Consider the following 18,846-nt stretch of genomic DNA (forward strand, 5'->3'; position numbering starts at 1 on the left):
GATGGAACTGGCAGCAATTCAAGCATTTTTGCAAGCAGAATTTGGTTTTGAATCCCAGTGGGAGGAGGAATTAAGTCGATTGACTTTGCCTGCGGAGCAGATTTTGCCGGTTTGCGATTTTCTCTGGAAAAACCCAGCCACCTATTTTGATTCCCTTTCTTGTATCACGGCCATCGATCAAGGGCCTGAGGCAGGCAAAATGGAAGTTATTTATACGCTTTATTCAATCCCGAATCATCTTACGTTGCATTTGCGAGTGATTTTAGATCGGGAAAAGCCTATGGTTTCTTCTGTTTCTTCTGTCTGGAGAACAGCAGATTGGCATGAGCGAGAAGCCTTTGATTTCTTTGGCATTCAATTTACCAATCATCCTGATTTACGCAGAATATTGCTTCCAGAAGACTGGGAGGGGCATCCATTGCGCAAAGATTATGTAGAGCAAACGAAATACCACGGTATTCAAGTGAAATACGATCGATGAAAATAGCCGGCTTTACCTTTATTCGGAATGCGGTGAAGAACGATTATGCCATCGTAGAAGCCATTACGTCTATTTTACCCATCTGCGACGAGTTCGTGGTGGCAGTAGGGAAGTCGGAGGATGAGACTTTGGCCTTAATTCAATCAATTCCGTCGGATAAAATCAAAATCGTGGAGACGGTTTGGGATGATTCTAAACGAGAAGGCGGCGCCACGTTTGCTTTAGAAACGGATAAAGCGCTTCAGGCAATTTCCAAAGACATTGATTGGGCTTTCTATATCCAAGGCGACGAATGTGTGCACGAAGTGGATTTGCCCGTGGTGAAAGCAGCGATGGAGGCGAATTTGGCTGATTCAAACGTAGAAGGTTTACTCTTTCATTACCGACATTTTTACGGGTCCTATGGCCATGTGGCAGTGTCACGACGCTGGTATAGAAGAGAAATCAGAGTGGTAAAAATGCATCCGGGTGTTCATTCTTATAAGGATGCGCAGGGTTTTCGAAAAGACGGCAAAAAGCTGAAGGTGAAATTAATTCCGGCTCATATTAACCATTACGGCTGGGTAAAACCGCCCGAAGGCCTGAACAATAAGGTGCGGAACTTCACGCAATTCTACCACGATGACGCTTGGTTAGCCGAAAATGTGCCGGCAGATTACCAGTTTGATTACGGTAATGCGGAACGTTTGTTTCGATTTGAAGGCACGCATCCAGCCGTGATGGCGGGCCGAGTGGCACGTTCAAACTGGCCATTCTATTTTGATCCAATTGAATTAGAGAAGAAAATGACCTTGCGCCGCAAGATTTTGCAGAAGATCGAAGACCTCACGGGGTACCGCGTGGGTGAATACAAAAATTACCGCCTGCTATAATGGAAGAGTCAATTCAATTTTTCCCGGCATCTCAGGCGCCTAAAAACCCCTATTTCTCCATCCTCATTCCGAGCTGGAATAATTTGGCCTATTTGCAATTATGCATCGCGGCCATCCGAAAACACTCAACGACTTCCTTTGAAATCATCTTGCACTTAAATGAGGCCAAAGACGGTTCCAAAGAATGGGTGGAATCACAACCAGATATCGCTTTTTCGTATAGCCCGATCAACGTGGGCGTTTGCTATGCCATGAACGCGATGGTCAAGCTTGCACGCGCGGATTACTTCTTGTATTTGAACGACGATATGTATGTGCTGCCTAATTGGGATGGGTATCTGAAAGAGGAAATTGAACTCATCGGGCACAAGGAATTCTTTTTATCGGCCACGGCCATCGAGCCGAAAGCCCAAAGCGCTTGTTCTATTCAGGCCGATTACGGTCGCTCGCTAGCCACTTTCGAGGAAGCGAGATTACTTGAAACCTATGAATCTTTACCTTTTGCAGACTGGCAAGGTGCGACTTGGCCGCCTAATGTGGTGCACCGGTCGCTATGGGATAAAGTGGGAGGCTATTCGAATGAATTTACGCCGGGAATGTATTCAGATCCCGATTTTTCTATGAAATGCTGGCAGGCGGGCGTTCGCTTGTTCAAGGGGATTTCGCGGAGTAGAGTCTACCATTTTGGGTCCATTTCCGTGAAGCGTGTGAAGCAGAACAAGGGTTACTACCAGTTTATTAGAAAGTGGGGGATGACCTCGTCGACTTTGTCGAAATATTACCTGCGTCGTGGGGATACATTCGATGGGCCTTTAGTGCAACGCCCGATTCCGGTTGTAGTACATTTGAAAAATCTGTACTACCGATTAAGTCTCCCGTTTAGAAAATAGCTTTTAGTAAATTGAAATTATGAGTTTGAAGCTGTAAAGGAAACTGCCTAATTCAGATTTTCCTTTATAGGCTAACATTGCTCGGTGGTGTTTTGCGACGGTGAGAAATCTACGTATACGTGCCGCGATTGTAGTTGACGCAAAATCCAGTGCTAGTGTGAGCAAAATTTTCCGTTCCACGCCCTCTGGGCAGCGATCAGCTAGTAAATTAAGGCGTTTTACAATCCGTGCATTCCGTTCCTCTCGCGTAGTATAGTTCTTCTTCCCTTTGCTTAAATCAGCCCCCATCGTGTTGCTGCTGTGTTGGCGGTAATTCACTAAGGTTTGCGGAAAATAGGCAACGCCGTTTAGGGCCGCTCCCGCAAATCCGAGGATATAATCGTGTCCCACATAATCAGGAAAAGGCAAGGCGATGTCGATGATTTCGCGCTTAAATAGCATTGCGTGTCCCATCGCTTTGGTGCCAAAAACATAGTGCAAAGCTGTTGGATAATCGCACAAATAATTTCTATCGGAGAATTTTCTAGTAACAGTGCCTGTAGCATCGGTTAAAGCAGAATCCGCATAAATCAACGAATGAGAACCAATGGCACTCGCCAACAAACTGATTTTTTCCGGCATCCACACATCGTCCTGATCCGCTAGTGCGATCATTTCGCCTTTTGCGGACCTGATTCCGGTTTCGAAAGTGGCTAATAAGCCTTGGTTTATAGGGTTTGCGACTAATTGAATGCGCTCGTCTTGCGAGGCGTAGAGTCGCAATATCTCTAAAGAAGAATCCGATGAGGCATCGTCCACGAACACAAATTCCAAGGATGGATAGCTTTGAGCTAACAAGCTGTCCACTTGTTCCCGGAGGTATTTTTCCCCGTTATAGGTGGCCATCACAATGGAAATTAAGGGCGACATTCGGATATTGTTTCTGAAAATTGTCGTAATTTGACCAAAATTTCGATAAAAAGCCGCATTGAAAACATATTTTCGCTTATTAAGCTACGCCGTTTCGATCCGCAAGTATGTATTTCCATACTTCGGGTTTTCCTTGCTAGCGAGTTTATTCGGCATTCTTAATTTTACCTTGCTGATCCCCTTGTTGAATGTCTTGTTCAACCAATCAGCTCCGGAGAACATTCAGATTTACCGAGTTTTACCCGCTTTTTCGCTAACGCCATCCTATTTCTCATTCTTGTTTAACCACTATTTCTATGGTGCTTTGGAGAATTTTGGACGGATTGGGGCGCTGAAATATGCTTGTGGGGCCATCATGGTTTCAGTTATTTTATCGAATTTCTTTCGGTATTTTTCCCAAAGAGTCCTCAAAACAGTCGAAGCAGACACGATTGCTTCGTTGCGTCAAGCGGTTTTTGAGCGGGCGATTCGCCTAGATCTTAGTTATTTCACAGAGCAGAAAAAGGGTAACCTGATGTCTCGTTTAACCACGGACGTGCAGGAAGTCGAAAATAGTATCGGCCGCGCCTTCACGGCAACTTTTAAAGAGATTTTTACGCTGGTTTTATTCTTCGTTTTTCTGGCGAGTATGTCAGTGAAACTAACTTTGTTTTCGTTGATCATCTTGCCGCTTTCAGGCTCCGTGATTGCGACGATTACAAGACGTTTACGCCGCGCCGCAGGGGAGGTGCAACAGCATTTGAGTGGAATTATCAGTTTACTGGATGAGACATTCGGAGCGATGCGGGTGGTGAAAGCCTTTCGGGCTGAGAAAATGATGGATGCGCGTTTCCAAGCGGGAAATGATCGCTATCGCAATTCCTTATTGAAGATGGTTTTTCGCCAAGAGTTAACATCCCCCACCTCAGAGAGTTTAGGGGTTTTAGTCGTGACGGGTATCTTATTATACGGAGGTAGTTTAGTCATTAGTGGTGAAGGAGAATTGTCCGCATCGACGTTTATTGCCTTTATCGCGACTTTTTCGCAGGTGATGCGTCCGGCGAAAGCCATTGCGGATGCGTTCAGTGGCATTCAGCGTGGGGTTGCTTCGGCAGATCGCATTATTGAAATTTTGGATACGGAATCTGAAATCGTAGCGGAGGAGCCGATTACGAGAGTAGAAGAATTTACAGATAGAATCAGCTTCCAGAAAGTTGGATTTGAATATGTGAAAGGGCGTTCCGTTTTGAAAGAAGTAAGTTTCGATATTCCCAAAGGAAAGACCATTGCGCTGGTGGGTGCTTCCGGCGGAGGGAAGTCTACGCTGGCGGATTTATTACCGCGTTTTTACGATCCATCGTCAGGTATCATTACCTTGGATGGAATCCCTTTGAAAAACATCCCTTTGGACGACTTAAGAGGCTTGATGGGAATTGTGACCCAGGAATCGGTCTTGTTCAATGATACGATATTTAATAACATCGCCTTCGGGACGGAGGCTACTTTAGCTGAGGTTCAAGCGGCGGCGAAGATTGCGAATGCACACGATTTTATTTCGGCAAATCCGGAAGGTTACGAAACAGTAATTGGTGATAGAGGCTCTAAATTATCTGGGGGCCAAAGACAGCGCATCTCCATTGCCCGCGCCGTTCTCAAAAATCCTCCTATCTTGATTCTAGATGAGGCCACCAGTGCCTTAGACAATGAATCTGAGAAGTTAGTTCAAGAGGCTTTGAGTCATTTGATGGAGAATCGCACGGTTTTAGTCATTGCGCACCGTTTGTCTACGATTCAACACGCTGACCAAATTTTAGTCGTTCAACAAGGCGAAATCATCGAACGTGGGACTCACGAAGAATTGATGAAGATCGCGAAAGGGGCCTACGCGGTTTTGGCACAAGGTATATCAGCCTAATTATTGCAAATTTTATTAGCATATCCGTCTGCAAAAAAGTAATTTTGCACTCGATTTTATATACAAATATTCGTTTCTAAATACCATGTCACAAGCACAATTAGCCCAAAGAATTCAAGCATTAGAAGAATCCTCTACTTTAGGGATGACGAAAAAAGCGCGCGAATTAGCAGCTCAAGGTCACAAAGTAATCAGTCTTTCCGTAGGAGAGCCAGATTTTAAAACACCAGCTCATATCTGTGAGGCAGCGAAAAAGGCAATTGATGACGGTTTTCATGGGTATTCGCCAGTTGCGGGTTATCCAGACTTGCGTATGGCGATCGCTAATAAATTAAAGCGTGATAATAACCTAGAGTGGGGTTCTGAAAATATCGTGGTTAGTACTGGCGCAAAACACTCTTTAGCAAACGCGATTGCAGCTTTAATTAACCCAGGCGACGAAGTGATCATCTTCTCTCCATATTGGGTTTCTTACTCCGAGATGGTGAAATTAGCGGAAGGAACTTCGGTAATTGTTCAAGGTGCTTTTGAAAATAACTTCAAAGTAACACCGGAACAATTCGAAGCTGCCATCACACCTAAAACGAAAATGGTGATGTTCGCATCTCCTAACAATCCAACAGGATCGGTTTACACAGAATCAGAATTACGTGATATCGCAAACGTGGTAGCGCGTCATGAAAATATTTACGTCCTAGCTGATGAAATTTACGAATACATCAACTTTACCCAAGGGGGTCACTTCTCGATCGGATCTATTCCGGAAATCAAGGAACGCGTGATCACGGTGAACGGTGTGGCGAAAGGTCACGCGATGACAGGTTGGAGAATTGGATTTATCGCGGCGGCTAAATGGATCGCAGATGGTATCGAAAAGCTTCAAGGTCAAGTGACTTCAGGTACAAATTCAATCGCTCAAAAAGCGGCAGTAGTAGCCTTTAACGGTAGCTTAGACCACGCTTACGAAATGAAAGCGGCATACGATCGCCGTCGTAAGTTAGTAGTAGAAAAATTACGTGAAATCCCAGGTTTCAAGGTAAATATGCCTGATGGCGCATTCTATGCGTTCCCAGATATTTCTTACTATTTCGGAAAAACAGATGGAACAACGGTAATCAATGATTCAGACGATTTCTGTTCTTGGTTATTAGCGGATGCTTTTGTCGCTACGGTAGCGGGTTCTGGTTTCGGAGCACCCGATTGTATGCGTATTTCCACAGCAGCCGCAGACGAACAATTAGTGGAAGCTTGCGATCGCATTAAAGCTGCCGTTGCTAAATTAAAATAAGATGGGAATCGCGTCCATTATTGTCTTTATTTTAGGGTATTTAGCTATTACATTGGAGCACCCCTTAAAGATTAATAAAACGGCTACAGCCTTAGTTACAGGTGTACTTGTTTGGACAATTTATGCGATTTCTACCGGGGATGCCTCCGAATTAGGTCATCACTTAGCGTCTACTTCGGAGATATTATTCTTCTTGCTAGGTGCGATGACGCTAGTGGAATTAGTCGATGCCCACCAGGGTTTTTACTTCGTCTCTCGATTGATAAAAACTGATAAGGTGATTAAACTGCTATGGATAGTGGGTTTGATCACCTTTTTTATGTCTGCCGTTTTAGACAATTTGACCACGGCGATCGTGATGGTCACCTTGCTACGTAAGTTGATCAGCAATAAAGAAACCCGGAGGTATTTCGTGGGTATTGTTGTGATCGCGGCTAATGCAGGTGGTGCTTGGTCGCCTATCGGTGATGTGACGACGACGATGTTATGGATAGGAGGTCAAGTTTCGGCTACCGGCATTATTCAAAGTTTATTGTTGCCTTCTTTGGTTGCTTTACTTGTGCCATTAGCTGTCGCTTCTTATGTCTTGAAAAACCAAGCAATTGGTCAATCAGCAGCGTCGGTAACCTTGAGTTCGACAGAAGAACGCGATGGAAAAATCATGCTTTTCGCTGGCGCAGGTTCTTTGATTGGTGTTCCAATCTTCAAAACCTTGACACACTTGCCGCCTTATATGGGGATTTTATTGGCCCTAGGTTTGGTATGGATTTTATCCGAAATCTTGCATTCTGAGAAAGATGAGGAGGCGAAGAAACATTTAAGTGTGGGCTATGCCTTGACCAAAATAGATACTTCCAGTATTCTCTTTTTCCTAGGAATTCTATTAGCAATTGGCGGTTTAGAGTCTTTTGGTTACTTGCACGCGCTCTCAGATCAATTAGCGCACGCATTAGGTAACCAAAACTTAATCGTCACCATCATTGGTTTAGCGTCTGCTGTCGTAGATAATGTGCCATTAGTGGCAGCTACGATGGGAATGTATTCGCTGACTGATTTTCCCATGGATCACGAGATGTGGGAATACCTCGCCTTCTGTGCTGGAACAGGTGGCAGTATCCTAATTATTGGATCTGCAGCTGGAGTGGCAGTAATGGGAATGGAGAAAATCGAATTCGGCTGGTACCTAAAAAAAATAGGCTTTCTGGCCTTGCTAGGTTATTTCGCTGGGGCCGGTTTGTATCTGCTATTACACTAAAATCCAATCGACATACTAGCACCATAATACGCTGGTGCCACTTGAGGAGTCAAAGTAAAACGATTCAGTTTTTGCCACTGATGACGAACTTTCGGGTATAAAATATAGGCCAATTCTGCCGAAGCGATTCCAATCGCAGACCCCATCAATACATCCGTAACCCAATGTTTATTATTTGCGATGCGTAATGCTCCAGTAGCCGTAGCTAAGGTATAGCCCGCTATGACAAATTCAGGATGGGAATCACGGTACTCATGCGCTAAAATAGTTGCCCCAAAAAACGCAGTCGCCGTATGTCCGGATGGATAGGTATTTTCGGTGCCATCTGGTCGCGCTTCCGTGATGGCAGCCTTTAGTCCTTGCGTTGCTGCCACATAGATTCCGGTACCTACGATAAATACTCCTGCTTGATCAAAAGCCTCTTCCTTACTCTTAAATTCAGCTATATTTAAGCCCACATACATCGCTGCAGGCCCATATTGAATATAGTCATCTAACGGAGTGACATGACCCTGACCGACGATTTTCGTTTGAATTTGCTTCGCAAAAGGATTATAAGTTAATCCACTAGCTATCCCTAGCGCTAAGGGCGTTTTCCACTTTTTAAAAGAGGGTTTCTCTGCTTGCACAGAAAAGGTAATCAAGCAAATTAGGGCGATGATTCTCATTATTTTTCAGCTAAAAGGCTTTGGATCGTATGTTCAAAATCGGAGATCCAATCGGCATAATATTTTCCTGTTCCGGGACCCGAGAATCCGGTGTGAATTTCTCTCACGATGCCTTTTTTGTCAATGATGAAGGTAGTAGGATAGCCGTTCATTTTACTCAGCATAGGTAAAACTTTCTCGATTGTTTTATCCTCTGCCGTTCCCGCAAAAAGAAGTGGGTAGGTGATGCCGATTTTCTTTTGGAAATTATTGATTTTAGGCCCTGCAACCGCGATGTCAGCTGAATTCTCAAAAGCAATGCCTATAACTTCCACGCCTTTGTCTTTGTATTTTGTATAGAAGGGGGCTAAATAACGAGATTCATCCAGGCAGTTCGGACACCAGGAGCCCATTAATTCGATTACTACCACCTTGTTTTTAAAACGCTCATCTTGTAAGCTAATTTGTTCGCCTGAGGTAGTGGGTAATTTAAAATCGATACGGTCGAACCCCGGTTTCAAAAAGCTTAGTTTCTTTAGATCTGGCAAGGCAGCCGCGGGGTCTAATTTCCCATCAACCGTCCTAACTCCACTCAATCCAGAAGTAAATCGTCCCGTAAATTGTGAGCCATTTACTTTTGCTCGCAACATGTTAACCCCACTTCCATCGAAATAGCTTAGAAATAAACTATCCCCGCTCACATTTCCTTGTAAAAAACGGTAGTCGCCAGATGTCCGAAGGAAGGTGCCGGTCACTTTGTTGCCTTTTTGTTCAAAAACGCCTACACCTGGGCTGTGGTTTGTCGCATCACTATAAAAATCTGACATCCACTTTCCACTGACATTCACGGTAGCTGGTAGTAGGTTCAAAAAGCGGTCTTCAGAACTCGCTAGAGCTGAAACGGGTAGTCGATACGCCGTTTTTCCATTTCTTTTTTTAACGAAGTAGCCCTTCATTTCGGTCGTTTTTGTCACTTGGAAAACGAGCTCAGCTTCGTATAGGTCAAAAGGGACGACTAATGAATCCGCTCTAAAATAGGATTCCCCTAACGTAGATTTCTCTGCGCCATTAATGAGTTTAATATCTAAATTCCCTGCTTTTGAACCAGGATTTATTTCAAATTGAATGGGTAATTCGCCCCCATGAGTGCTGAGAGATGCTCGCCAAATTCCAGCAACAGGCACTTGTGCAAGACTCAATAATGGGGCAAATAACAAGGCAAATAAGGTCTTTTTCATGAGGAAATTCGCTAGGCGTTTGAACAAAGATACGGGTTCGAAACTTGTCACAAAAAAAAGCGTGACAATTTCCTAATTTGGTGGCGTAGGCGAGGGATAATTTGTATTTTTGTTTTCATCCAAAATTATGCCAGAAAACACCTACCATACCTCCGTCATGTTGCACGAATGCATCGATGGTTTACGCATTGATCCTGCGGGAACGTATGTGGATGTGACCTTTGGGGGAGGCGGACATTCGAAGGCGATTTTAGACAAGCTAGGTCCAGAAGGAAGATTATTCTCCTTTGATCAGGATCCAGATGCTTGGGAGCAGGCAGAGAAGATCGATGATGAGCGTTTAACGCTAATTACAGCTAATTTTCGCTACTTAGAGAAGTATTTGCGCTTGCATCGCGTGAAGCAGGTGGATGGGATTTTGGCGGATTTTGGGGTCTCTTCTTTTCAATTAGATGCGCCGGAACGTGGTTTCTCTATTCGATTTGATGGTCCATTAGACATGCGAATGGGTCCATCTGCTTCGATGACAGCGGCGGAATTATTAAATAGTTATTCGGCTGAAGAATTGCAGCGCATTTTAGGGATGTATGGGGAGGTTAAGAATGCCCGGACTTTGGCCCAGGCAATCATTCAGGTCCGTACCCGAAAAGCCTTAGAAACTACGCAAGAATTTAAAGAAATTTTGAAAAAATTAGCTCCTAAACACCGGGAGTTTAAATACTTCGCACAAGTCTTTCAAGCGATTCGAATTGAGGTGAATCAAGAGTTAGCTGTTATAGAGGAATTTTTAGCACAAGCCCCGTCGATTTTGAAGCCAGAAGGAAGGCTAGTGATTATGTCCTTTCATTCGTTAGAAGATCGCCTAGTAAAGAATTTTATTAAGGCAGGAAATGTGCAGGGGAAAGAGGATAAAGATTTGTTTGGGGTAGTGCATCGCCCGCTCGAGTCTGTGATTCGTAAGCCGATTACGGCCTCAGAAGAAGAATTGAAATTGAACCCGCGCTCCCGTAGTGCGAAATTAAGAATAGCGTCTAAATTATAATATGGCAACACCCATCGAACCGACAGAAGCAGGTCCTAAGCGAATCTCTTCGCCCAAGAAGGAAGGGATTTTCGATTCCATTTTCAATATCGATTATTTCACGGGAGGCGAATTGCCGGTGATGTGGGTAAAGCGCATCGCCTTTGTGGCTTTTTTGACCCTTATCAATATTTATTATTCGATGCTGGCTGACGGTAAGTTGCACCAAATTCAGAAAGAAAAAAGTGCTTTAGAGGAAGATCGCGCTGATTATACGACACAAAAAGCGGAATATATGAAGGTGAGCAAGCAAACGAATTTGGAAGAGACATTAAAGCGTTATCAAATCGGGGTGAGTACGCTTCCACCCACTAAAATCATCATTCAAGTCAATAAAGAGCAATAATGGCGAAGGAGAAAAGACCTAATATTCGGGGCTTAATTACGAGACGTTTTTACACGTTTTTTATCATCATTTTGGCTGTATTCTTGTACCTACTGTTCAGTTTGTATAAAGTAGTGGTGCTGAAAGGGCCTAAGTTTCGTTCAGAAGCGATGGCGACTTATGTGAAAAAACGGAAGATCGAAGCTACGCGTGGTAATATCTATTCGGATGATGGAAGTTTGCTTTCTACCACTTTACCTAAATACCGCTTAGGGATGGATCCCTCTGTTTTAACGGGGAATGCGAAGGCAGATGAATTCTATAAACAACATATTGATGGCTTAGCGGCGGCGTTATCTAACTTCTTTAAGGATCGCACGGCGGAAGAATACAAGGAGAAGATTGCGGCAGCCAGACGCAGTGGTCGGACCTATTTGCTATTGAATAATCGCTTGTTAGACTTCCAAGAAAAGAAAAAAGTATTGAGTTTCCCTTTGTTTAAGGATGCTAAAACGTCGAATCAATCGGGAGTCGTTTTTGATAAGATTAATGTGCGTTATGCACCTTTTGGCCAAATGGCTTATCGTACTGTGGGGTATTTGAAGGATCTACGAGATAAGGGACGTGTGGGTATTGAGAATAGTTTTGATAAAGAGTTGCGCGGAGAGTTTGGAGAGGGGATGTATGAGAAAATGGATAATAATACCTGGCGTCCGGAGCCGGGCGATGAGCCTAAGTTACCGGTAGCAGGGGTGGATTTGCACTCGACTTTGGACATTAATATTCAAGAGATTGTGGAATCTGCTCTACTAAATGGGATGAAAATCTTTAAAGGTAATTATGCGGTGGCGATTGTAATGGAGACCAAAACGGGTAAAATTAAAGCCTTGTCGAACATTGCGGCTAATCCACTTTCGCCCACAGGCTATTCAGAAACCTATAATTACGCTTTACTAGAGGCGCGTGATCCAGGTTCCGTTTTTAAATTGCCTTCGATTATGGCGGTGTTGGAAGAGAAAAACTATCCATTGACGAAGATGGTCAATACCGGTGACGGTAAGTTTCGTCTTTACAATGGCGTGATGTCAGATTCTCATCCACTAGGGACCATATCTTTAGAGCAAGTGATTGAAAGCTCTTCCAATGTGGGAACGATGAAATTAGTTCAGGAGGCTTTTGGGACAACGAATAACGAGAAGTTTTACAATTATTTGAAGAAATACCATTTAATTGAATCGCTCGATTTTCAATTAAAACCGAGTAGAAAACCGGTCTTCCCGGTGCCTTCTAAATGGGATGGATTACAATTATTATGGTCGTCTGTAGGATATTCGACGCAGTATACGCCTTTGCAAATTTTGGCTTTCTACAACGCTATCGCGAATAATGGTTACTGGATACAGCCCATTATTGTAAGTAAGGCAACGCGTGGGGATGAAGTGGTGACGGATTATATGGCTTCACAGGTGCGTGATTCGAAGCCATTGTGCTCACCAGAGACTTTACAGAAACTGAAAATTATGTTAGAGGGGGTAGTGACCAAAGGAACCGCGAATAACATCAAAGGTTCTGTCTATGGTATTGCCGGCAAAACGGGTACAGCCCAACGTACCGTAACGGGGGCTAAAGGCTACCGTAAGGGAAATTATTACACGACTTTTGCGGGTTATTTCCCTGTCAAAAATCCAAAATACACCATGATTATTGCGGTTGATGAACCGAAAGGTAGCGCTGAAGGCACCTATGCCCGTCAGGTTACCGCTCCGGTGTTTAAAGAAATTTCGGATCGCATCTATTTGCGCGATATGAAATTACAGCAAACGCTGCGTGGTTATTTACCTGATTCATTGAATAAAAACAAGTTAGCACATACTATTCACCCAGCAGATCAAAATATTTTATTCTCTCATTTAGGATTGCCTAAAGTGGAAGAAAACGGGCAGTGGTTGAATTTTAATTTAGAGAAGAAGACGGTTAGAAATCAGGCCATTACAATGGCTCCTAAAACAGTTCCTAATGTAGTAGGCATGAATTTGCGTGATGCCTTATTTGCATTAGAAAATAAAGGATTAAAAGTGCGGGCGAATGGTTTTGGGACGGTGACGAACCAATCGATTCCGGCTGGATCAGCTGCTGCAAAAAATAGTTTAGTCTTCATTCAATTGCATTAAGATGGCACAAATTACCTTATTTCCAGAAACGGATATTCAGCATTTGTGCTTTGACTCTCGTAAGGCAGACGCAGGTTCGGTCTTTTTTGCCATACCTGGAACGCAGGTAGATGGGCATTCGTTTTTGTCGCAAGTATATGCCCAAGGTTGTAAGCACTGGGTGGTAGAAAAGGTTCCGACTGAACTTCCAGCCGATGTGACTTGTGTCCAGGTGCCAGATTCGAATCAAGCTTTAGCGGAGGCTGCGGCAGAATTTTATGGCCATCCTTCCAAGAAACTGAAATTAGTGGGGATAACAGGTACTAATGGGAAAACAACCACGGTAACCCTGCTATTTGAATTGTTCAAGCGCCTGGGTCATCGCTGCGGATTGATTTCGACGGTAGTGAATAAGATTGAAGATAAAATTATTCCTTCGACCCATACCACCCCTGACGCGTTGAGCTTGAATGCCTTGTTAGCCGATATGGTTGCGGCGGGTTGCAGTCACGCTTTTATGGAGGTGAGTTCCCATGCGGTGGTACAAAAGCGCATTCACGCGGTCCAATTTTCCGGTGCTATTTTCTCAAATATAACCCGTGATCACTTGGACTTTCATGAGACATTTGATGAATACATTAAGGCCAAAAAAGGTTTCTTCGACGCCCTTCCCTCATCTGCTTTCGCGTTAACAAACGTGGATGACAAACGCGGAATGGTGATGTTGCAGAACACGGCGGCAAAGAAATACGGCTTCGGCTTATTGAATGCGGCAGACTTTAAGGCGAAGATTATTAGCAACGGCGTAGGCGGTTTGCAATTAGAGATTGATCACCAGCAAGTACATGCGCAATTGATTGGTACTTTCAATGCCTACAATTTGTTGGGAATATACGCAGCGGCGCTTTTATTAGGCGAGGAATCACATGAAGTATTAGTGCAGATTTCGGCCCTCAAAACGGCTCCGGGTCGATTCGAGCAATTAGCTGGATCCAATAACAAGATGGGAATCGTGGATTATGCGCACACGCCGGATGCTTTGGAAAATGTGCTAAAGACGATTCAAACGATTCGAGATAAATCACAACGCATTATTACAGTAGTGGGCTGTGGTGGAAATCGAGATACAGGGAAACGCCCGATAATGGCTGAATTAGCGGCTAAATACAGTGATTCCGTGGTATTGACTTCGGATAATCCACGCAAGGAAGATCCGGAATTGATTTTGGATCAAATGGAAGCTGGAGTCCCGGCTGAATTAAAATCCAAAGTACATCGCGTTTCGGATCGCAAAGAAGGCATTTTTTATGCGGTAAGGGAATTAGCTGCTGCGGGAGACATTATTTTAGTGGCAGGAAAAGGCCATGAAAATTACCAAGAAATACAAGGCGTTAAACACGACTTTGACGATAAATTAGTGCTAGGGGAGGCATTTAGCTAAGTTTGAATTCCCCTCGATTTTTTGCAATTTTATAAATTAAATCCCATTTAGATGCTTTATTACCTCTTCGAATACTTAGACAAGACCTTGAATATTCCGGGAGCCGGCGTGTTTCAATACATTACGTTCCGTGCATTTGCGGCAATCATTACGTCTTTAGGTATTGCAGCGATTTGGGGTAAGTCGGTGATCTACCGTTTGCAAAGACTGCAAATTGGAGAGGAAATTCGAGATTTAGGTTTAGAAGGCCAAATGGCGAAAAAAGGCACTCCTACCATGGGAGGCTTTATTATTTTGTTGTCATTATTGATCCCTACCCTACTTTTTTCGAAGGTGACGAACGTGTACATTGTTCTATTAGTCACTTCGGCTATTTGGTTAGGCGCGGTGGGTTTTGCAGATGATTACATCAAAGTATTCAAGAAAAACAAAGAAGGTTTATCGGGTAAATTTAAGGTGGTTGGCCAAATCGGCCTTGGAATCATCGTGGGTCTGACGATGTATTTTAACCAGCATATAAAAGTGCGTGAATTTGCGGCGGACGGAACCTTTGTGGATCATAAATCGCTTTTGACGACGGTTCCTTTCATGAAGGATAACCAGTTCGATTACAATATGCTATTGCCTAGCTTCATTCCAGACGAATATGTATGGGTCGTATACGTGTTAGTCGTGATTTTCATTATTACGGCGGTGTCTAACGGAGCCAATATCACAGATGGAATTGATGGCTTAGCGGCAGGAACGTCGGTGATTATCGGTATTGCTTTGGCCATCTTAGCTTATGTATCTGGTAACAAGGTGATTTCCCAATATTTGAATGTAATGTTTATTCCAAATTCTGGAGAGCTCGCCGTCTTTTGTGCGGCCTTCGTAGGAGCTTGTATTGGTTTCCTTTGGTATAACGCGTATCCGGCTCAGGTATTTATGGGCGATACAGGTAGTTTAATGCTAGGTGGAGTTATCGCTACTTTAGCAATTGTGATCCGCAAGGAGATGCTGATTCCCGTTTTATGTGGCATTTTCTTAATCGAGAATTTATCCGTCATCATTCAGGTGGCCTATTTTAAATATACGAAACGCAAGTATGGGGAGGGGCGCCGCGTCTTTTTGATGTCGCCTTTGCATCACCATTTTCAAAAGAAAAATTACCATGAATCGAAGATTGTTATTCGTTTCTTAATCGTGGGAATCATCTTAGCCGTTTTATCATTAGTCACTTTAAAATTGCGTTAATCGCAAACCTGTTTTGAGTCAAATTACTTTATTTCCACGTTCGTCGTCTTTTTCAGAAATTATCCCTTTGCCTGCTTCTAAATCAGAGAGCAATCGGGCTTTAGTGATCAATGCTTTAGCCAATGGAACGATTGATAATCTTTCCAATCTAGCGGAGGCGCGTGATACGCAAACCATGATTCGCTTGTTATCGGAGAATGGTCCGGAGGCTGATGTGTTAGACGCGGGAACAACGATGCGTTTTTTGACTGCTTATTATGCGGTAACAGGTGCGACAAAAAAAATGACGGGAACACCTCGCATGTGCGAGCGGCCGATTGGAATTTTAGTAGATGCATTACGCACCTTGGGGGCAGATATCACCTATTTGAACCAAGAGGGTTATCCTCCAATGCAATTAAATGGTTTTTCATTCCAAGGGAATAAAGAAATTTCCATCCGTGGCGATGTAAGTTCGCAGTTTATTTCTGCGATTTTGATGGTCGCTCCTCTATTACCAGAAGGATTAAAATTGCAAATCACGGGTGCGTTAGGGTCTAAGCCATATATCGAGATGACCTTGGCGCAGATGAAGCATTTTGGGATTCAGGCGAATACGGATTGGTCCAAAGGAAGCATTGAGATCCCTGCCCAAAAATACACATTACAGCCTTTCGCTGTAGAGTCCGATTGGTCCGGAGCCAGCTATTGGTATTCCATGGTGGCTTTGTCCCCATTTGAAGATAGTTCATTGGAGCTGTTAGGCCTAAAAGAAGATTCTTTGCAAGGCGATTCGGCAATTAAGGCTATTATGGAGCCGTTAGGGGTGAAAAGTACCTATACGGGTCGTGGTTATTTATTGACCAAAATCCCAGCGCAAACTTCCCTCGCCTGGGACTTCACTGATTGCCCAGATTTGGCACAAACCATTTGTGTTGTAGCTGCTGTTCAGCACATTCCATTGACTCTTACGGGGTTGGAATCCTTAAAAGTGAAGGAAACAGATCGAGTGTTAGCTCTGCAGAATGAATTAAAGAAATTAGGGGCGAGTTTAGTGGAGAAAGAAGCGAATCACCTGTACGAAGTGACGGGGAATTTTTCGGCTGTTGCTGCTATCGAGCCTATCGAAACCTATGACGATCACCGGATGGCGATGGCCTTTGCGCCAGTGGCCATGCAAAAAGAAATTACCTTATTAGATCCTTCGGTCGTGAATAAAAGCTACCCTAGTTTCTGGAAACACGTTTCAACCTTATTAACCTCTTCACTATGAAAAAAGTATTAACGCTCGGCTTAAGCCTATTGGCTTTCGCTGGTTTTGCCCAAAAAACCATTTTACATTGTGGCTCACTCATCGACGTGAAAACGCAAACGGTCTTAAAAAACCGTTCGATTGTGGTGGAAGGAAAGAAAATTGTGGCTGTTTCGGAAGGATTTTTGAGCCCGGCGAAAGGCGATGTGGTCATTAATTTAAAAGATAGAACGGTGATGCCGGGATTGATCGATTCACACGTACACTTGGAGTCGGAAACGAATCCAGGGGCGTATTTAGATCGCTTTGTGAAAAACCCAGGGGATGTAGCTTACCAAGCTTTAGGCTATGCGAAGAAGAATTTAATGGCTGGATTTACGACGGTCCGTGATTTAGGCGGCACCCATGTGGTGATCAGTCTGCGCAATGCGATCAATAAAGGTGTGGTGGAAGGTCCACGCATTTTTACGGCAGGTGTTACGATAGGGACAACCGGTGGACATGCGGATGATACGAACGGGATTAATGAAGCCTTTAAAAAGGATTTAGGTCCTGAAGATGGGGTCGTAAATGGCGTTGCGGATGCGGCGAAAGCAGTGCGTCAACGTTATAAAGAAGGTTCAGATTTGATTAAAATTACGGCTACGGGCGGTGTTTTAAGTTATGCCAAAGATGGTTCAGGTGCTCAATTCACCGATGAAGAAGTGCGTGCCATCGTTCAAACAGCGAAAGACTATGGTTTTAAAGTGGCTGCTCATGCACACGGTAAAGAAGGAATGAAGCGTGCCGTTTTGGGTGGCGTTTCTTCGATCGAACACGGAACCTATATGGATGAAGAGGTGATGGAATTGATGAAAAAGATGGGAACCTATTACGTACCTACTGTTATTGCGGGTCGTTCTGTAGCGGATTCCTCTAAAATCCCGAACTATTACCCAGAAATGGTAGCTAAGAAAGCAGCTGCGATTGGGCCAATCATTCAAGGAACTTTTGGCAAAGCGTATAAGGCAGGGGTGAAGATTGCCTTTGGTACGGATGCTGGAGTTTTTGGTCACGGAAAAAATGGCAACGAATTCATCTTAATGAATGAAGCTGGAATGCCTGTTTTAGAAGCCATTAAATCAGCGACAGTTAATGCAGCAGATTTACTAGGCCAAAGCGACTTGATCGGATCTATTGAAGTAGGAAAGGCAGCAGATATTATTGCCGTTCCTGGAGATCCAGTTGCTGACGTTAAATTGATGACGAAGGTGAACTTTGTGATGAAAGACGGAAAGGTCTACAAAAACTAGAAATGACTACATAAAAAAGGGTCGGCTCGCATCTGCAAGTCGACCCTTTTTTTATGTTTAAAGTTCTAGCGTAAAGCTGGAACTTGTTTTTTCAATGCTTCAAATGCTCCGAAGAACAATCCTGAGAATAGGAATTGACTTGCAATCGTATTCTTTAAGAAAGGAATACCTGCCGCGTAGCAGTTTACTAATCCTGCGAAATCTCTTGTATACGTATGGTCTGGTGAAACAAATGAATTGAAATTTGAAATAAGGAAGAATCCAATTACAGCTACCACATTCGTACCTACAAAACGAGAGGCGCTTGCGGTTGCGTTTTGGCCTAATAAAGCGATTAAAGCGAAGGTAAGCATATGATAGCCATCAAATCCAAAAGAGAAACCTGGGAAAAAGGCGTCATATAAAGTGTTGTTTAAGATCAAATTCGATCCCCAAACCGCTAATAAAGTCCAAGCCACTGCTTGTTTGCGATTTTGCAAATAGGCGCCTACAAAAAGTGCCATAGAAGCTATTGGAGAGAAGTTAGCCCAACCTGGTCCGGCTAAAATCAACAAACGACTTGCGATGGCAAGTAAGATAAAAGCGATAATCGTGGTATTTCTTTTTGTCATGATCT

The 18,846-nt window shown here is 43.7% G+C and carries 17 protein-coding genes; 13 read left to right on the forward strand and 4 right to left on the reverse strand.

From position 1 onward, the window contains the following. Position 1 precedes the first annotated feature (1 nt). Genes G9X62_RS01710 through G9X62_RS01720 form a run of 3 tightly spaced genes read left to right on the forward strand, consistent with a single transcriptional unit; the run spans position 2 to position 2,243 of the window. Positions 2-481 carry an NADH-quinone oxidoreductase subunit C gene (locus G9X62_RS01710; RefSeq protein ID WP_223131091.1) on the forward strand — a complete coding sequence of 160 codons (480 nt, stop codon included), beginning with the start codon at positions 2-4 and terminating at the stop codon, positions 479-481. Beyond that, positions 478-1,353, forward strand: a complete 876-nt coding sequence (locus G9X62_RS01715; RefSeq protein WP_223131092.1) for a glycosyltransferase family 2 protein — start codon at positions 478-480, stop codon at positions 1,351-1,353. The genes G9X62_RS01710 and G9X62_RS01715 overlap by 4 nt, the downstream gene beginning before the upstream one ends. Next, on the forward strand, positions 1,353-2,243 hold the full coding sequence (locus G9X62_RS01720; protein ID WP_223131093.1) for a glycosyltransferase family 2 protein: 891 nt from the start codon (positions 1,353-1,355) through the stop codon (positions 2,241-2,243). Before G9X62_RS01715 ends, G9X62_RS01720 begins: the two co-directional genes overlap by 1 nt. A 3-nt stretch (positions 2,244-2,246) precedes the next feature. Here the strand turns inward: G9X62_RS01720 and G9X62_RS01725 are convergent, their stop codons facing one another. Further along, positions 2,247-3,152 (reverse strand): glycosyltransferase, encoded by a 906-nt coding sequence (locus G9X62_RS01725; RefSeq protein WP_223131094.1) that lies wholly within the window; start codon positions 3,150-3,152, stop codon positions 2,247-2,249. Between the two features lie 58 nt (positions 3,153-3,210). Here G9X62_RS01725 and G9X62_RS01730 point away from each other — a divergent pair, with 58 nt between their 5' ends. The 3 genes from G9X62_RS01730 (at position 3,211) to nhaD (ending at position 7,589) form a co-directional block, all read left to right on the forward strand. Then, positions 3,211-5,046 carry an ABC transporter ATP-binding protein gene (locus G9X62_RS01730; protein WP_223131095.1) on the forward strand — a complete coding sequence of 612 codons (1,836 nt, stop codon included), beginning with the start codon at positions 3,211-3,213 and terminating at the stop codon, positions 5,044-5,046. 85 nt (positions 5,047-5,131) lie between these two features. Beyond that, a complete protein-coding gene (locus G9X62_RS01735; RefSeq protein WP_223131096.1) occupies positions 5,132-6,334 on the forward strand; it encodes a pyridoxal phosphate-dependent aminotransferase in 1,203 nt (400 codons plus the stop codon). Position 6,335: 1 nt separating this feature from the next. Continuing rightward, positions 6,336-7,589, forward strand: coding sequence for a sodium:proton antiporter NhaD (nhaD, locus tag G9X62_RS01740; RefSeq protein ID WP_223131097.1), 1,254 nt, complete (start codon positions 6,336-6,338; stop codon positions 7,587-7,589). Here nhaD and G9X62_RS01745 read toward each other — a convergent pair. Continuing rightward, on the reverse strand, positions 7,586-8,257 hold the full coding sequence (locus G9X62_RS01745) for a phosphatase PAP2 family protein (protein WP_223131098.1): 672 nt from the start codon (positions 8,255-8,257) through the stop codon (positions 7,586-7,588). The two genes, nhaD and G9X62_RS01745, sit on opposite strands and share 4 nt — an antisense overlap. Then, positions 8,257-9,474 (reverse strand): peroxiredoxin family protein, encoded by a 1,218-nt coding sequence (locus G9X62_RS01750; protein ID WP_223131099.1) that lies wholly within the window; start codon positions 9,472-9,474, stop codon positions 8,257-8,259. The genes G9X62_RS01745 and G9X62_RS01750 overlap by 1 nt, the downstream gene beginning before the upstream one ends. A 127-nt stretch (positions 9,475-9,601) precedes the next feature. On the opposite strand from G9X62_RS01750, the gene rsmH reads away from it, so the two are divergent. The 7 genes from rsmH to G9X62_RS01785 are packed head-to-tail and all read left to right on the forward strand — an operon-like array spanning position 9,602 to position 18,230. Next, positions 9,602-10,516 (forward strand): 16S rRNA (cytosine(1402)-N(4))-methyltransferase RsmH, encoded by a 915-nt coding sequence (gene rsmH / locus G9X62_RS01755; RefSeq protein WP_223131100.1) that lies wholly within the window; start codon positions 9,602-9,604, stop codon positions 10,514-10,516. Between the two features lies 1 nt (position 10,517). Beyond that, positions 10,518-10,901: an FtsL-like putative cell division protein gene (locus G9X62_RS01760; RefSeq protein WP_223131101.1), complete on the forward strand. Its 384-nt coding sequence runs from the start codon at positions 10,518-10,520 to the stop codon at positions 10,899-10,901. Beyond that, positions 10,901-13,051 carry a penicillin-binding protein gene (locus tag G9X62_RS01765; RefSeq protein WP_223131102.1) on the forward strand — a complete coding sequence of 717 codons (2,151 nt, stop codon included), beginning with the start codon at positions 10,901-10,903 and terminating at the stop codon, positions 13,049-13,051. Before G9X62_RS01760 ends, G9X62_RS01765 begins: the two co-directional genes overlap by 1 nt. A gap of 1 nt (position 13,052) precedes the next feature. Beyond that, entirely contained in the window at positions 13,053-14,471 is a 1,419-nt protein-coding gene (locus tag G9X62_RS01770) for a UDP-N-acetylmuramoyl-L-alanyl-D-glutamate--2,6-diaminopimelate ligase (protein ID WP_223131103.1), read from the forward strand. A 51-nt stretch (positions 14,472-14,522) separates the two neighbouring features. Continuing rightward, entirely contained in the window at positions 14,523-15,707 is a 1,185-nt protein-coding gene (gene mraY, locus G9X62_RS01775) for a phospho-N-acetylmuramoyl-pentapeptide-transferase (RefSeq protein ID WP_223131104.1), read from the forward strand. A 13-nt stretch (positions 15,708-15,720) separates the two neighbouring features. After that, entirely contained in the window at positions 15,721-16,959 is a 1,239-nt protein-coding gene (locus tag G9X62_RS01780; protein ID WP_223131105.1) for a 3-phosphoshikimate 1-carboxyvinyltransferase, read from the forward strand. Then, positions 16,956-18,230: a metal-dependent hydrolase family protein gene (locus tag G9X62_RS01785; RefSeq protein WP_223131106.1), complete on the forward strand. Its 1,275-nt coding sequence runs from the start codon at positions 16,956-16,958 to the stop codon at positions 18,228-18,230. Before G9X62_RS01780 ends, G9X62_RS01785 begins: the two co-directional genes overlap by 4 nt. A gap of 65 nt (positions 18,231-18,295) precedes the next feature. Here the strand turns inward: G9X62_RS01785 and G9X62_RS01790 are convergent, their stop codons facing one another. Beyond that, a complete protein-coding gene (locus tag G9X62_RS01790; protein WP_223131107.1) occupies positions 18,296-18,841 on the reverse strand; it encodes a DUF6580 family putative transport protein in 546 nt (181 codons plus the stop codon). Positions 18,842-18,846: the final 5 nt, after the last annotated feature.

Origin of the sequence: Aquirufa lenticrescens (assembly GCF_019916085.1) — a bacterium.
GTDB classification, from domain to species: domain Bacteria; phylum Bacteroidota; class Bacteroidia; order Cytophagales; family Spirosomataceae; genus Aquirufa; species Aquirufa lenticrescens.